The organism is Parabacteroides distasonis ATCC 8503 (genome assembly GCF_000012845.1).
Classification (GTDB): Bacteria; Bacteroidota; Bacteroidia; order Bacteroidales; family Tannerellaceae; genus Parabacteroides; species Parabacteroides distasonis.
In genome coordinates, this window is record NC_009615.1 from 3358002 (window position 1) to 3371966 (window position 13965).

14 protein-coding genes are annotated in these 13965 nt (G+C 47.6%); 7 read left to right on the top strand and 7 right to left on the bottom strand.

From position 1 onward, the window contains the following. The first annotated feature begins 9 nt into the window (after positions 1–9). The gene (locus BDI_RS14065) at positions 10–1143 is read left to right on the top strand and encodes a glycosyltransferase family 4 protein (protein WP_011967006.1); all 1134 of its coding nucleotides are present in this window, start codon (positions 10–12) and stop codon (positions 1141–1143) included. A 23-nt stretch (positions 1144–1166) separates the two neighbouring features. Further along, entirely contained in the window at positions 1167–2231 is a 1065-nt protein-coding gene (locus BDI_RS14070) for a glycosyltransferase (RefSeq protein WP_011967007.1), read from the top strand. A 13-nt stretch (positions 2232–2244) separates the two neighbouring features. On the opposite strand, the gene BDI_RS14075 is transcribed toward BDI_RS14070, so the two are convergent. From BDI_RS14075 to BDI_RS20410, 6 genes are all read right to left on the bottom strand, one after another. Beyond that, positions 2245–3108: a hypothetical protein gene (locus BDI_RS14075; RefSeq protein ID WP_011967008.1), complete on the bottom strand. Its 864-nt coding sequence runs from the start codon at positions 3106–3108 to the stop codon at positions 2245–2247. 6 nt (positions 3109–3114) lie between these two features. Next, a complete protein-coding gene (locus BDI_RS14080; RefSeq protein WP_011967009.1) occupies positions 3115–3849 on the bottom strand; it encodes a lipopolysaccharide kinase InaA family protein in 735 nt (244 codons plus the stop codon). Continuing rightward, positions 3833–4888: a glycosyltransferase family 9 protein gene (locus tag BDI_RS14085; protein WP_009276644.1), complete on the bottom strand. Its 1056-nt coding sequence runs from the start codon at positions 4886–4888 to the stop codon at positions 3833–3835. The genes BDI_RS14080 and BDI_RS14085 overlap by 17 nt, the downstream gene beginning before the upstream one ends. Continuing rightward, positions 4888–5493, bottom strand: a complete 606-nt coding sequence (locus tag BDI_RS14090) for a DUF4254 domain-containing protein (protein ID WP_011967010.1) — start codon at positions 5491–5493, stop codon at positions 4888–4890. The genes BDI_RS14085 and BDI_RS14090 overlap by 1 nt, the downstream gene beginning before the upstream one ends. Before the next feature lie 84 nt (positions 5494–5577). Next, positions 5578–6261 carry a response regulator transcription factor gene (locus BDI_RS14095; RefSeq protein ID WP_011967011.1) on the bottom strand — a complete coding sequence of 228 codons (684 nt, stop codon included), beginning with the start codon at positions 6259–6261 and terminating at the stop codon, positions 5578–5580. Next, positions 6258–6725 carry a sensor histidine kinase gene (locus BDI_RS20410; RefSeq protein ID WP_227742504.1) on the bottom strand — a complete coding sequence of 156 codons (468 nt, stop codon included), beginning with the start codon at positions 6723–6725 and terminating at the stop codon, positions 6258–6260. Before BDI_RS20410 ends, BDI_RS14095 begins: the two co-directional genes overlap by 4 nt. A gap of 76 nt (positions 6726–6801) precedes the next feature. On the opposite strand from BDI_RS20410, the gene BDI_RS14105 reads away from it, so the two are divergent. The 3 genes from BDI_RS14105 to pdxB all read left to right on the top strand — a co-directional run bounded on the left by BDI_RS14105 (position 6802) and on the right by pdxB (position 11713). After that, complete coding sequence (locus BDI_RS14105; protein ID WP_227742505.1) at positions 6802–9015, top strand: TonB-dependent receptor; 2214 nt, start codon at positions 6802–6804, stop codon at positions 9013–9015. A 71-nt stretch (positions 9016–9086) separates the two neighbouring features. After that, a complete protein-coding gene (locus BDI_RS14110; RefSeq protein ID WP_011967014.1) occupies positions 9087–10286 on the top strand; it encodes an MFS transporter in 1200 nt (399 codons plus the stop codon). Between the two features lie 317 nt (positions 10287–10603). Next, positions 10604–11713 (top strand): 4-phosphoerythronate dehydrogenase PdxB, encoded by a 1110-nt coding sequence (pdxB, locus tag BDI_RS14115; protein ID WP_011967015.1) that lies wholly within the window; start codon positions 10604–10606, stop codon positions 11711–11713. 13 nt (positions 11714–11726) lie between these two features. Here the strand turns inward: pdxB and BDI_RS14120 are convergent, their stop codons facing one another. Beyond that, entirely contained in the window at positions 11727–12287 is a 561-nt protein-coding gene (locus BDI_RS14120; protein WP_008774317.1) for a phosphoribosylglycinamide formyltransferase, read from the bottom strand. A gap of 154 nt (positions 12288–12441) precedes the next feature. Here BDI_RS14120 and BDI_RS14125 point away from each other — a divergent pair, with 154 nt between their 5' ends. Continuing rightward, positions 12442–12678: an acyl carrier protein gene (locus tag BDI_RS14125; RefSeq protein WP_005639879.1), complete on the top strand. Its 237-nt coding sequence runs from the start codon at positions 12442–12444 to the stop codon at positions 12676–12678. A 21-nt stretch (positions 12679–12699) separates the two neighbouring features. Then, a complete protein-coding gene (fabF, locus tag BDI_RS14130; protein WP_008774316.1) occupies positions 12700–13965 on the top strand; it encodes a beta-ketoacyl-ACP synthase II in 1266 nt (421 codons plus the stop codon).

A 13965-nucleotide genomic window follows, 5' to 3' on the forward strand; every position in this document is an offset into this window, starting at 1 on the left:
TTCAAGCCTATGAAGATCGCTTTCGACGCAAAACGGATTACGCATAACGCTACCGGACTGGGTAATTATAGCCGGTTCGTAGTGAATAGTTTGTCCGCTTCTTTCCCGGAGCATACCTATCAACTCTATACGCCGGGCAAAGGCAAAGAAGCGTTACGGAAACGGATCGAGGAGCGTCCAAGTGTCTCATTCCATTATCCGGAAGGCAGGTTCGATAAACTATTTCCGTCTTTATGGCGTACCTCGGGCCTAACGGCTACGCTTCGAAAAGAGCACGTAGATCTGTTCCATGGCTTGAGTAATGAGATTCCTATGAATCTAAAACAGAACGGAATCCCAGCGGTCGTAACGATACATGACTTGATCTTCTTGCGTTACCCGCAGCTTTATAAACCGATCGATCGTTCCATCTATACCTACAAATTCAAGCAAGCTTGTTTACGGTCGGACAAGATCATAGCGATCAGCCGACAGACGATGCGAGACATCCGGGACTTCTTCCACATTCCGGAAAGCAAGATCGAGGTTGTTTACCAAGGTTGTGACCCGATATTCGGGCAAGCGGTTCAAGAAGACGTGAAATCGTCCGTACGCGAGAAATATCAGATAAACGGGCCTTATATATTATATGTAGGGAGCATCGAGGAACGGAAAAATTTATTGCTTCTGGTAAAAGCCCTGAAAAAGCTGAAAGAAGATATCTCCGTGATCGCTATCGGTAAGCATACGCCTTATACGGACACGGTAGAGACTTATATCCGGGAAAACAACCTGTCCGGTCGCGTCCATATCTTGACTCATATACCTTTTAACGAATTAGCCGCTTTCTATCAGATGGCGACCTTATTTGTCTATCCCTCGTTTTTCGAAGGATTCGGTATCCCGATCTTAGAAGCCCAGCTTGCCGGTATTCCGGTGATAGCGGCTACCGGTTCTTGTCTGGAAGAGGCGGGCGGACCGTCCGCTTTATATACCGATCCAAGAAACGAACAAGAACTGCGCGGCTTGATAGAGTCCGTATTGAACGAGCCGAAGCTGGCCGAATCCATGCGTTCCGGCGGACGAGAGAATATACGGCGATTCATGCCCGACGTATTAGCGGCTCATTTCATGCGAGTATACGAGAATATCTCACGATCTTAGCAAATCCATTTTATCCATACACAATGAATATACTTTTAGTCTATAAAGAAGCCGATATAGCAACCTACAAAATGCTGGAAGGATTGTCCAAGCTTGAGGACTTCAACATCTATATCGCTTCTCCCCAATCGTATACCGACAAAAAGATCTATGGGAATTGTACACCTTTGGATCTGCCGGTCATTACCTCGAAGTTCAACTGGAACGTTATTCGTGCCCTGCGCAAAATCATCAAGACTTATCGGATCGACCTTATCTACTCACCGAGTAGTTCCGGTTTATCAAACGCTCTATTCGCTTCCATAGGCACACGGGCGAAGAATATCGCATACCGAGGTACGCAGGCTAAATTGAAGCGGTTCGATCCGACCTATTATCTAGGCATATTAAATCCCGCCGTGGAGCATGTCGTATGCGAGACCAAAGATATCGAGGAATATCTCTCCCGATTCATCGCACGAAAAAGACTAACGACCAGCACAAAGCCATTTGATATCGATTGGATCAAGGAGGCAGTCCGTACGCCCAAACAAGCAGACGATATTCCGGACGACGCCTTTCGTTGCATCTATATCGGAGCGACGAAGAACAGGCCGTTCAAAGGCTTAACCGATTTGATTGATGCGTTTATCTTATTGGATGATCCACGGGTACATCTTACAATCGTGGGAGAATATGGGGAAAATGATTTCCAATTAGCCCAACAGTCGAAGGTAAGCGCACAAATTCATTTTCTGGGACAGCGTTCCGACGCCATCTCTTTTCTGGTCACGTCCCAGTTGTTTATACTTCCCTCGCACCGGGATGCCTCCCCAAGAGTCGTGCGAGAGGCTATGGCTTGTTCAGTACCTTGTATCGTAACAGACATACCGGGAGCAAGAGACTTAATCATAGACGGAGTCACCGGATTGTTAGTGCCGCCTTCTTCTCCTCAACAAATGGCGGCGTCTATCCTCTCGCTTATCGATAACCCGAAGCGATTGGAAGCGTTCGCCAAGGCCTCACGTGAGCATATCATCCAAGATTTCAGCGTAAAGGCTTATACAGACGGCTTCGCCACGTTATTCAGGTCGATCAAGAAAGCATAGATTATTTACAGATTCAGAAACAACGGATATAAGCTAATGAATAGCTATCATAAAGATGGTCCTTCATTCCATGTTTATATTGGAAGGACAGGATATTTTTCTTAAGCTCATAATTTAGCTTTGTCCGTAGAATCATCGGCTTATCCCCATTATCCCGATATCCCCGGAAACCGGCATAATTACAATCCAACGAGACCCCCCGATAGGTTCCTAACACACCTGCCCCATAACAGAAAGCGTCGTTCTGACGATTAACGACATCGTTCGTCATCCAACAATAAAAACCCGCTAAAGCTTGTACACGGATCGAAGCGTTTACATCTTTCCGCTTCCACAACGTACGTCCCAGATTGGCGTCGAACCAATAAGAGGCCGCATCCGTATAACGAGCGTCGCACAAGCGTCCGCCACTGGCGGTTTTCAGGTTGGCGCTTACCACGATATCCATCCACTTCTCGCTCCGGAGAGCTTGGAAATAAAAATTAAAGATCACGTCGCCCCGGCAAACAATCGGGGATTTCAGTTCTACCGCATAACGCTCATCCCGCACTTCCGGCGACATCTCATACCATTCTTGGAATACCCAACTGACATTCACTCCTACACGCCCCTTTACGACAGGAATGTACAAACGGGTAAAGATATCTTTTGTCTGATCGCCTTGCGTCTTATGATATTCCCCCCGAAGCTCCACTTCCCAACGGCTGGACAGGCTTCCTCCTACCAACTCGGGAATCGGAAAGGCATTTGGTCCGAAATAACGGGGCGAGTAAGTCAGATACTCTACCTTTTCCCACCATTCTAACGCCTTAACCGGAAATACATAGGCAAAAAGACAACTAACGACTAAACAGAACCGGAGTATTTGTGTTTTCATAAAAGTCTATAATTCAAATTCAATCTCATGCTTCAACGCATATTTCTTCCAGAAACGATTTCGATAGTATAATATCCAACGAAGGCATTCCGCTTTATCAAAATGCCGGCTCTCGGCATAGGTCTCCGCCATTAAATGAAAAGCGGCTTCCCGTCCCCACAAGCGGGAGAAATTCGCGCATCCTCGTTTTAGCGATACAGGCCCGAAGTGCATCCGGTTTATATCGATCAAGGAGAACCTAACCCCTTCCTCCGTACGATCGTACAACACATTTCCGGGAGAGAAATCGGCATGATAGACCTCCGCCTCATGCAACTCTGCCATATAAGTGCCTAACGCACGAAAAATATCCTCGTTCCCCTCTACCGGACGCTGTCCGACTTTATACAATGTCTTATAGCTGGATTGCAGACTGATAAAATAACTATATCCCAAAAACCCTTTCTTCCTAAAAAGGATATAAGCGATCGGGGCAGGAGTCTCAAACCCCTTGGCAACCAATCGCAGAGCGTACTCATAGGCTCGCACAGCCTTAGGCTGACGGAAAAAACGATAAATAACACGGTTTATCAAGAAGGGGACTCTATATCGCTTGACATTCAGTTCCACACCATCTACCTCAAAAACCTTGATCTCATTCCTCGCCTTATAAATCGTTTTTCCCTCTTCCGAAAATATACGAGGTACACGCCTTACAAAATCCTCGAATCGCCCGTACGCCGGGTTAATGACCTCCTTCATCCGAAACCATTTCATTTAAAGAGGTTAATACCTTGTTTATGATTAGATCCGGATTGAGCTGTCTCATACACGCCCAATCCTTCCGCAGGCAGGGCTTTTGGCCAAATACGGAACAAGGACGGCAAGGTAAGTCCAACTGGATACAATCTTCCGGATCCTGATGATATCCGTAAAATCCGGCATAGGGATGGGTAGCGCCCCAAACGGAAAGCACCCGTGTACCGACCAAGGAAGCGAAATGCATATTGGCGGAATCCATGCAAATCAACAGATCCAACCGGCTGATCAAGGCCAGTTCCTGATCCAAGGAATACTTGCCCGCCACGCTTTTTACCCGGGGATACTCAAAAGCCCATTGATCCAAGAGCGCCTCCTCGTAGCCACGACCACCGAACAGGAAGATGGTAAAATCCTCTCGATCGGAAAGCTCGGCCATGACCAGCTCCATCTCCCCGGTCGGATAAATCTTTCCCCGGTGCTTGGCGAAGGGGGCGATACCGATCCATTTGCCCGTCTTCGTTCCCGCAAGGGGTTCCAAGGCGGATAAATCAGGGGTCGAGGTCTCATAAAGCGAGGTGAACGATTCCGTATAATGAAGTCCGGCGTTACGGAACACATCCGCATAACGTTCGATCACCGGGCGAAGTTGTTTAAATCGTTTATGCTTCGCGTCGGTCAACCGGGCACGATCTTTCCGGGCCTTATCCACGACAAACACTCGTCTGCCGTTCAAGCGGAACAGCGTACGGATAATCATGGTTCGCAACACATCGTGCAAATCCAGCACCATATCGAAATCGTATTTCACCAAGGCAGAGGCAAAACGAAGCAATCCCGCCAACGTTTTCTCCGTGCTCTTCGTATTGATACCGATCACGTTCACGTTCTTCGGGCGGTTGATAAAAACCGGGATCAAGAACGCTTGCGTCAACACGGTAAACGAGTCCGTAGGATTCGCCTTGGCTGCGGAATAGATAACGGGAACGGTCATCGCCACATCCCCGATAGCCGAAAGTCGTATTACTAATATATTTGCCATTATTTCTTACCGTACAACACAGGATTCAAGGCCGGGTCGTTGTACATCTTCATTTGCTTGTAGACCTTCATGTATTTCTTACCGTCACGGATATCGGATAGCAATTGATCCAAAGCCATCGACAAATCCTTCTTCTGCTCCATCAGCACCGCCAGTTTCTGCTCACAACGAGCCTTATGCTCGGCAGTAGCGTCCGGACGGCTCGCCTCCTCACGCATATGATAGATCTTAAGCGTAAGGATCGACAGACGATCGATCGCCCAAGCCGGGCTTTCCGTATTGATCGTAGCGTCCGGCAAGACTTTCACGTTCTTGTATTTATCCAGAAAGAAACTATCGATCAACTCTACCAAATCCGTACGATCTTGATTCGACTTGTCGATGCGGCGTTTGATAGCCAGCGCTTCCACCGGGTCGATCTCCGGATTCCGGATAATGTCCTCCAAATGCCATTGTACGGCATCGATCCAGTTCTTAAGATAAAGATAAAACTCGATGCTCTTTACCGCATAGGGATTATGCACTGTAGCATCTACATTGTCAGTTACATGATAAGCCTCCGTAGCTTGCTCAAAAATGCGGAAACATTGTTCGCTGAAGTTCATATATGATTCATTTTCTTTCTGTGAATACTTTGTGGGACAAAGATAATGCTTACGGATCAGAAACCCAATTCTACCGGATAAATTCTATCCTCTTAGCATATATCCTTTCTTCGGCAAGGATACGATGCCGGTAGACGGATCGTTATGAAGCGCTTTACGGAGATAGGTGACCTGCACATTCAAGGCCAGGGAGTTGGCGTATGAGCTAGTTCCCCAGACGGTTTCCAACAGAAGGTCACGATCCACCGCCAGATTCAGGTTTGTCGCCAGGATTCGCAGAAGATCCGCTTGGCGGGAAGTGATCAATACCTTGTTATTACCCGTACGGATCTCGTTCGTGGTGTAGTTGAAGGTCGTGTTTCCGAAATGGAAACTCTCCTCCTGCACGCTTTCATGGACACCGATCTCAAAACGGTCCTTGATACGGGCGATCAGCTCTTCCGGATAGAAGGGTTTCGCCAAGTAATCGTTTCCGCGCAAGCTAAAACCTTTCAAACGGTCGTTCTTATCGGAACGGTCGGAAAGGAAAAAGATCAAGACATGACGGTCTTGCTCACGGATCTTTTCCGCTACCTCGAAACCGTTTAGGCCGGGCATGTTGATATCCAGCAAGACCAGATCCGGTTTCACGACCGGGAATTGCTTCAAAGCCATGGTACCATTGCCGGTATAAGTCACCTCATACCCCTCCCGTTCCAAGAATCGCTTCAAGACGAGGGAATACTTAAAGTCATCGTCAGCGAAAAGTATTTTCAATGTCGATTTCATAAAGCTGCAGTAGGTAGATTTATAGTAATTCGAGTGCCTTCACCTAATTCACTTCGCAGGGATACTGAACCATGATGCGCCTCTACTATTTGGCGAACGTAGCTCAATCCCAACCCAATACCCGGAATTTGCTTATCCGGCAGATGAGACGAACGGTAAAACTTCTCGAATACCTTTCGCCGCTCATCCGGAGCGATACCGAAGCCATTATCCGAAACGGTCAATCCCACCCCTTGCTGATTCCAAAGCACTACGATATCGATATTCACTTCCTCTCCCGAATATTTGATAGCGTTCTCTATCAAGTTAGACAAGACATTCGCCACATGTACCGGATCGGCTGTCAGATCCGGCATATCCGGGGGAAAGGCCGTCGAGAAAGAGACTTTTTTCCCGGCAGGGATATTGGTTAGGCGCACCACCTTCTCCACCAACTCACGGAGATTAAAAGCGGAAGGTCTCAAGAGCGTCTCCGTCTCGCTCTTAGGGTACCAAACCCAGCAACAAGCCGTACATGCCGGACAAACGCTTCGTTTTGAGATGGAGCCGCAGGTATTCAGCCTAAAGGAGGTGGAAATCCATCCGGGACGTGTCTGGGGGCGGCAAGATACGATCAATTATGATGTCACCCGCTTTCTCTCCCCAAAGGATCAAGCCATTAAGGACGTATTACGGAAACTTCCGGGTATCGATATCGATGATCTGGGGAAGATCTCTTACAACGGGAAAGAGATCCGTAATTTCTATGTGGAGGGACTGGATCTCACCAACGGGAAATACAAACAAATCAGCGAGAACCTGCGAGCCGACGCCGTACAGAACATACAAGTGATGGAGAACCACCAACCGATCCGTGTGTTACAGAGAAAGATCAAGACCGAAGACGTAGCGTTGAACCTCAAGCTGAGACCGGAATTCCGGGATCGCTGGCTGATCAATGCCGAAGGCGGTCTCGGCGCATCCCCGTTCTTATGGAAAGGAGCCGCTGACGCCTTGCAGATCAGCCGCAGCAGCCAATCCGCTTATCTATATAAAGGGAATAATACCGGGCAGGATGTATCGGGCGAGCAAAATACGCTTACCGAATCACCCGAATCCCGTTTATCCGAGCCCAAGGTTCCCCAATTTCTGCTACAGCCCTCATTTTCCGCCCCGCTAAAGAAAGAGCGCTGGCTGTTCAACCATATACACAGCCTATCCGCAAATCGCCTATATAAACTGAACGAGAACACCCAACTCCGTATAAACGCCGGTTATATCCACGACCTGCGAACACAGGAAAGGGGGAGTGAGACGACTTATTACCAATCCGAGGACACGATTCATCTAACGGAACAAAGCGATAGCCGCATTCGCTCGGATCAAGCCAACCTCAATATCGGAGTGGAAAACAACTCGCAGGAAAGGTATCTCAAGAACCAGTTCTCAGCCACCGGAGATTGGCAATCCAGCCTTTCCCATATAACCGGAAACACAATTTCCACCGGCCGTACAACATTGGACCAACGCATCAAAACCCCGAACCTCGACTTACGTAATAATTTACGGACCCTGTGGAGCTTGGACAAATACACGTTGGAAGCCCAGTCTTCGCTCCGTTACCACAGCAACGCGGCCGATCTTCGCTTGGATAACCACCCTTATCCAATGAGCTTACGCGACTTTTATACCGATAATTCCTTCTCATTCCTGAAAAAGAGCGGTTCCCTCACCCAGCGATATACGGTGGGCATAAACGGGGAGATCAGCAATATCGAGAAAAGCCTGCAAACTTATCTCTCACCCGATTACCAATGGAATACCTATAAATGGACCCTATCCCTCAGCGCCCCTCTCAGATGGACCGGATATACAGGGGTCGGTTTCTCCCGCATCTCAGTTAATCCGTCCCTGTCCATTATCTACAAACTGAATTACGCATGGCGTTTCACGGTACACGCCTCCTATAAGGAAAGATACGGAGAGATGACCGACTTATACGACCGGCCTTATCAAACGGATTACCGGAATAGCGTCTGGAATTGCGGAATCCTCCCGGTTTACAGACAACAGCTTTATTCCGTTTATGGGGAGTACAAGAATACGGCACGGGAATTCTTCGCCACGGTAAACCTGACACACAACCGGGAGTGGTACAACCGTATATACGAGCAACGTATAGAGAACGGACAGGTACAACGAGTCTCCTTACCACTGTCCAACCACGGTTCCGGCTATACCGTCAAAAGCACGCTATCCAAAGGCTTTTACGATCTAGGGCTAAAGACCTCGCTCATGGCGCTCCTCAATATCAGCAAGGCCGAGCAAATCAGCGGGGGACAAAGGCTTCCTTATCAATATCGCCTCATGCGCCTAGAGCCCAAAGTGATCTGGACTCCCAACCGCCATTGGGAAACCAGTTACCAAACCGATATCCGGTACGGAGGAAGTAAAATAGGAGAACGTACCCGTTTGGCGCCCTTATGGAACGTCATCCAACAAGTACAACTCTCCTACATTTTCTCACCCATAGAGGCAAGTCTTTCCGTAGATCATTACCACAATGACGTGAATGAAGACCAATCCGTCAACGCCGTTTTCGCGGACTTCTCGGTCTCATGGAAATCCGGGCGTTGGCAAATCACCGCCACGGCGACAAACCTGTTCGACAAACGTACCTACGCATACACACGATACGCATCGTTGGAAAGCTATACCTCATGGGTACGTATCCGTCCCCGGGAGTTTCTGGTAGCGATCCGCTACCGTTTATAATTATTAGGCCGTTTAGGGGAAACAATTGTGAAAAATCAACTAATTTCGCACTCTGATAAATAAGCGGCTTTATGAATAACGATAAAATAATCACACCCAGCTTTTGCTATATACTAGCGGCAAATTTCCTGCTTTTTTTCGCTTTCTATCTAATCCTGCCGATCTTGCCTTTTTATCTGAAGGAAGAATTCATGATCGGGAAGTCTATGATCGGGTTTATCTTGTCGTGCTATACGCTAGCGGCGCTCTGTATCCGTCCGTTCGCCGGATATTTACTGGATACTTTCGCCCGCCGTCCCTTATATCTGGTGGCTTATTTCATTTTCACCGCCATATTTGGCGGATACATGGTAGCCACGGCGCTTACCCTCTTTATCGCCTTACGCGTCGTACACGGTTTCGCCTTCGGCATGGTGACGGTGGCCGGAAATACGATACTGATCGACATCTTGCCCTCCTCCCGCCGTGGGGAAGGTATTGGCTATTACGGCCTAGCCAATAACATCGCCATGAGTTTCGGGCCGATGATCGGTCTGTTCATGCAAGGGAACTTCACATACGACGTGATCTTTTCCTGCTCGTTGCTATCCGGAAGCCTTGGTTTTATCATGGCCTATATGGTCAAGACTCCTTATAAGCAACCAGTCAAACGAGAACCGATCTCCCTAGACCGCTTTTTCTTGGTGAAGGGAACTTGGGCGGGTATCTCCCTATTATTGCTCTCCATTCCTTATGGTATGACTACCACTTATGTAGCGATGTACGCCGCTGAGATCGGGATCAGCGTAAACTCCGGACTTTATTTCACCTTTATGGCCGTGGGACTCGCTGTCTCCCGCCTGTTCTCCGGACGGCAAGTGGATAAAGGACGGATCACGCTTGTTATCTCCCTCGGGATGTATTTGGCGGCGGTCACATTCTTTCTTCTTGCGGCGCTCAAGGAGTTGATGCATTGGAATCCGGTATTTTCCTCTTATCTCTACATAGGTATAGCCCTCTCGCAAGGCGTGGCGTTCGGAACCATGTTCCCTGCTTTCAACACGCTTTTCGTGAATCTGGCACCCAATAACCAGCGGGGTACGGCCACGTCTACATATCTAACTAGTTGGGATGTAGGTATCGGTATCGGGTTGATGGCCGGGGGCAGCATCGCACAAGAGCTGGGTGGCTTCAACTACGCCTACCTGTCCGGCGCTTGCCTTACGGTATTGTCTACGTTTTTCTTCTTGTTCAAGGCAGGGCCTCATTTCAATCGGTACAAGCTGAGATAAGTACTGCACGGCTCTTCCATTAATCTATCCGTTTTAGTTAAGCCGAGAAGCTTTAATTCCATACAATAAGCCTACTCATGAGCTGCGCACGTAAGAAGCTAAGAATCAGCGTCAAAAAAAAACACGAGAATCTTTCCGTCAAAACACGTACATGTTTTTTCAAAAAGTCGTACGTGTTTTGGATGAAACTCGTACGTGTTTTCCCGAATCTTTCGGCTGAGAACAAAAGCGCATATAGAAATCGACAAGAAGCCATCATCACTTGTATATCCCCTGTTTTTTACTTAATATCGCGTAACGATAATCAAGCTGATAAGATGAAAATAATAGCAGATAACACGGTTCCTTACCTAAAAGGGATCTTGGAGCCGATAGCAGACGTATCCTACCTTGACTCCAAAGAGTTTACACCCACGAACATAAAAGACGCAGATGCCTTGATCGTACGTAGCATAGATAAATGTACACGCGAGCTATTGGAAGGTAGCCGGGTTCGCCTCATCACGACAGCCACGATCGGATACGACCATATCGATATCCATTATTGCGAGAAGGCAGGGATCACGTGGAAGAACGCCCCGGGTTGCAACGCCGCTTCCGTGGGGCAATATGTATTATCCTCTTTGGTAGCCGTCGCCCTCCGCAAAGGAGAGAGACTAGCAGGGAAGACTATCGGTATCGTTGGCGTAGGCCATGTAGGGAGTATCGTGGAGAGGCTATGCGAGGCCATGGGGATGCGTGTGCTTCGCAATGACCCGCCCCGTGCCGAGCAGGAAGGCGACGGTGGATTCGTATCCTTGGACACGATCGCGAAAGAGGCGGATATCATAACCTTGCATGTGCCGTTGACCAAAGAGGGACGTTTCGCCACCCGCCATCTCGCCGATCCTGCTTTTTTCGACAAATTGGAACGAAAACCATGGTTTATCAACAGTTGCCGGGGCGCCGTACATGATACGCAGGCCTTATTGCAGGCCAAACGAACCGGCAAGGTCAGCGAACTGATCATCGATTGCTGGGAGAACGAACCGGATATCGACCGGAAATTACTGTCGGAAGCCACGATCGCCACTCCTCATATAGCCGGTTTCTCCGCCGACGGGAAGGCGAACGGGACACGAATGTGCCTAGAGAATATAGGATGCTTTTTCGGTATCCGTATCGAAAAGATCAAGGAAGTCATTCCGCCTGCCCCAACCAACCTATTCATCGACTTGGGACAATTCAAGGAGCACCGTGTGGAAGAAGCCATCTTGAGAAGTTTCAACCCAGAAGTAATCGACCAAGCACTAAGAGCGAATCCTCATCATTTCGAGCGATTTAGGGCAGCGTATGATCATCCCCGTGAGTTCCATGCTTACCAAGCGATCAAAGCTGACCCGGAAGAATTCGCCGTACTCCAAAAACTAGGTTTTCAAGTAGGCTAATGACAAAAAAGCCTTACAGTAAACTTTCGATCACATGAGGATAATGCGCATACTCCAAGGCATGCACTTTCGCGGCTACCTCATCTGGCGTATCCGAAGGTAATACCGGGCAAGAAGCCTGGAAGATGATAGCGCCCTCATCATAATGCTCATTAATATAATGTATAGTAATACCCGACTCCCGCTCACCAGCCTTTACGACCGCCTCATGCACATGCATGCCATACATCCCCTTGCCGCCATATTTAGGGAGTAACGCAGGATGGATGTTCACGATCTTTCCGGGAAAAGCCTGAAGAATAACGTCTGAGATCTTATTCATAAAACCGGCCAACACGATAAGGCAGACATCATATTCCGCCAACTTTTTCAAGATCGGCACACCGGCAATAAATTCCTCCCGTGAAAACACGAAAGAAGGAACGCCCAACTTGTTTACCCGCCCATGCACGCCAACATTGCGGTTATTTGATAAAACAACCGCAACATTAACGTTTTCACTGTTAGCAAAATATCGGGTGATGTTCTCGGCATTCGTACCAGATCCGGAAGCAAAAATCGCTATGTTTTTCATATTTTCAGATGTTTAAATGCACAAGAAAAGAAAAAATGTGCAGTTTTCCGCATTTTTAGCTTATTAAATTTGCTTTGTAACATAAAAAATTCTTTTCTTTGCACTGCAAATTTAAAAAGTATATTCGTATTTATTAATCTAAATTGAAAAAGTTATGTCTGAAGTTGCTGAAAGAGTAAAAGCTATCATCGTTGACAAGTTAAGTGTTGAAGAAACAGAAGTTACAAACGAAGCAAGCTTTACTAACGATTTAGGAGCAGACTCTCTTGACACTGTAGAATTGATTATGGAATTCGAAAAAGAATTCGGTATCTCAATTCCTGACGATCAAGCAGAAAAGATTACAACTGTAGGTGACGCTATCGCTTACATCGAGGCTAATGCGAAGTAATCAATCCTTTTAACTAAAGGTATGGAATTAAAAAGAGTTGTAGTAACAGGTCTTGGAGCTATTACTCCTCTTGGTAATACCCTCCCCGAAACATGGGAAGGTATTATCAACGGAAAAAGTGGCGCTGGACCTATTACTCAGTTTGATGCATCCAAATTCAAGACACAATTTGCATGCGAAGTTAAAGGCTTCGATCCGTTGAAAGTTATGGATCGTAAGGAAGCCCGCAAGTGTGATCGTTATAGCTTATTCGCGATCGATGCGGCGAAACAAGCGATCGAGGACGCGGCAATGGACTTGGATAAAGAAGATAAGAACCGTATCGGCGTTATTTTCGCTTCAGGTATCGGTGGTATCAAGACATTTGACGAGGAAGTATTGAGTTATGCGAAGATCAAGGATACGATCGGTCCGAAGTTTAACCCGTTCTTCATCCCGAAAATGATCTCGGATATCGCGGCTGGACATATTTCCATGCTTTATGGATTCCACGGCCCGAACTTTGCGACCGTCTCAGCTTGTGCATCTTCTACAAACGCTATCAGCGACGCATTCAATTATATCCGTTTAGGCAAGGCTAACGTCATCATCACCGGTGGAGCGGAAGCTGCTGTTTCTGAATCGGGTGTAGGTGGATTCAACTCCATGAACGCGTTATCGACACGTAACGATTCTCCCGAGACCGCATCTCGCCCGTTCAGCGCTAGCCGTGACGGATTCGTGATGGGTGAAGGTGGAGCTTGCTTGGTATTGGAAGAAATGGAGCACGCATTGGCTCGTGGCGCTAAAATATATTGCGAGATCGCAGGAACCGGAATGTCTGCCGATGCCTATCACTTGACCGCTTCTCATCCGGATGGTTTAGGAGCGAAGCTGGTTATGCGCAACGCATTGGAAGACGCTGGAATGGCTCCGGAAGATATTGATTACATCAATGTTCATGGAACATCGACTCCCGTAGGCGATATCTCAGAGGTTAAGGCGATCAAAGATGTGTTCGGAGAACATGCTTATCAACTGAATATCAGTTCCACAAAGTCAATGACCGGTCACTTGCTTGGTGCTGCCGGAGCGGTAGAGGCGATCCTGTGTATTATGGCTATAAACGATGGTATTATCCCGCCGACCATTAACCATGCGGAAGGCGACGATGATCCTGAAATAGATTATAAACTGAATTTCACATTCAATAAGGCTCAAAAGAGAGAAGTGAAAGCCGCTTTATCGAATACGTTTGGTTTCGGTGGACACAACGCTTGCGCCATTGTTAAAAAATTCGTGAAATAA

Bases quoted from the DNA above. Each gene is read 5' to 3' on its own strand.
- BDI_RS14065 (WP_011967006.1), top strand. From the start codon at position 10: ATGAAGATCGCTTTCGACGCAAAACGGATTACGCATAACGCTACCGGA.
- BDI_RS14095 (WP_011967011.1), bottom strand. From the start codon at position 6,261: ATGAAATCGACATTGAAAATACTTTTCGCTGACGATGACTTTAAGTAT.
- BDI_RS14120 (WP_008774317.1), bottom strand. From the start codon at position 12,287: ATGAAAAACATAGCGATTTTTGCTTCCGGATCTGGTACGAATGCCGAG.
- BDI_RS14070 (WP_011967007.1), top strand. From the start codon at position 1,167: ATGAATATACTTTTAGTCTATAAAGAAGCCGATATAGCAACCTACAAA.
- BDI_RS14110 (WP_011967014.1), top strand. From the start codon at position 9,087: ATGAATAACGATAAAATAATCACACCCAGCTTTTGCTATATACTAGCG.
- BDI_RS14090 (WP_011967010.1), bottom strand. From the start codon at position 5,493: ATGAACTTCAGCGAACAATGTTTCCGCATTTTTGAGCAAGCTACGGAG.
- fabF (WP_008774316.1), top strand. From the start codon at position 12,700: ATGGAATTAAAAAGAGTTGTAGTAACAGGTCTTGGAGCTATTACTCCT.
- BDI_RS14125 (WP_005639879.1), top strand. From the start codon at position 12,442: ATGTCTGAAGTTGCTGAAAGAGTAAAAGCTATCATCGTTGACAAGTTA.
- BDI_RS14105 (WP_227742505.1), top strand. From the start codon at position 6,802: ATGGAGCCGCAGGTATTCAGCCTAAAGGAGGTGGAAATCCATCCGGGA.
- BDI_RS14075 (WP_011967008.1), bottom strand. From the start codon at position 3,108: ATGAAAACACAAATACTCCGGTTCTGTTTAGTCGTTAGTTGTCTTTTT.
- pdxB (WP_011967015.1), top strand. From the start codon at position 10,604: ATGAAAATAATAGCAGATAACACGGTTCCTTACCTAAAAGGGATCTTG.
- BDI_RS14085 (WP_009276644.1), bottom strand. From the start codon at position 4,888: ATGGCAAATATATTAGTAATACGACTTTCGGCTATCGGGGATGTGGCG.
- BDI_RS14080 (WP_011967009.1), bottom strand. From the start codon at position 3,849: ATGAAGGAGGTCATTAACCCGGCGTACGGGCGATTCGAGGATTTTGTA.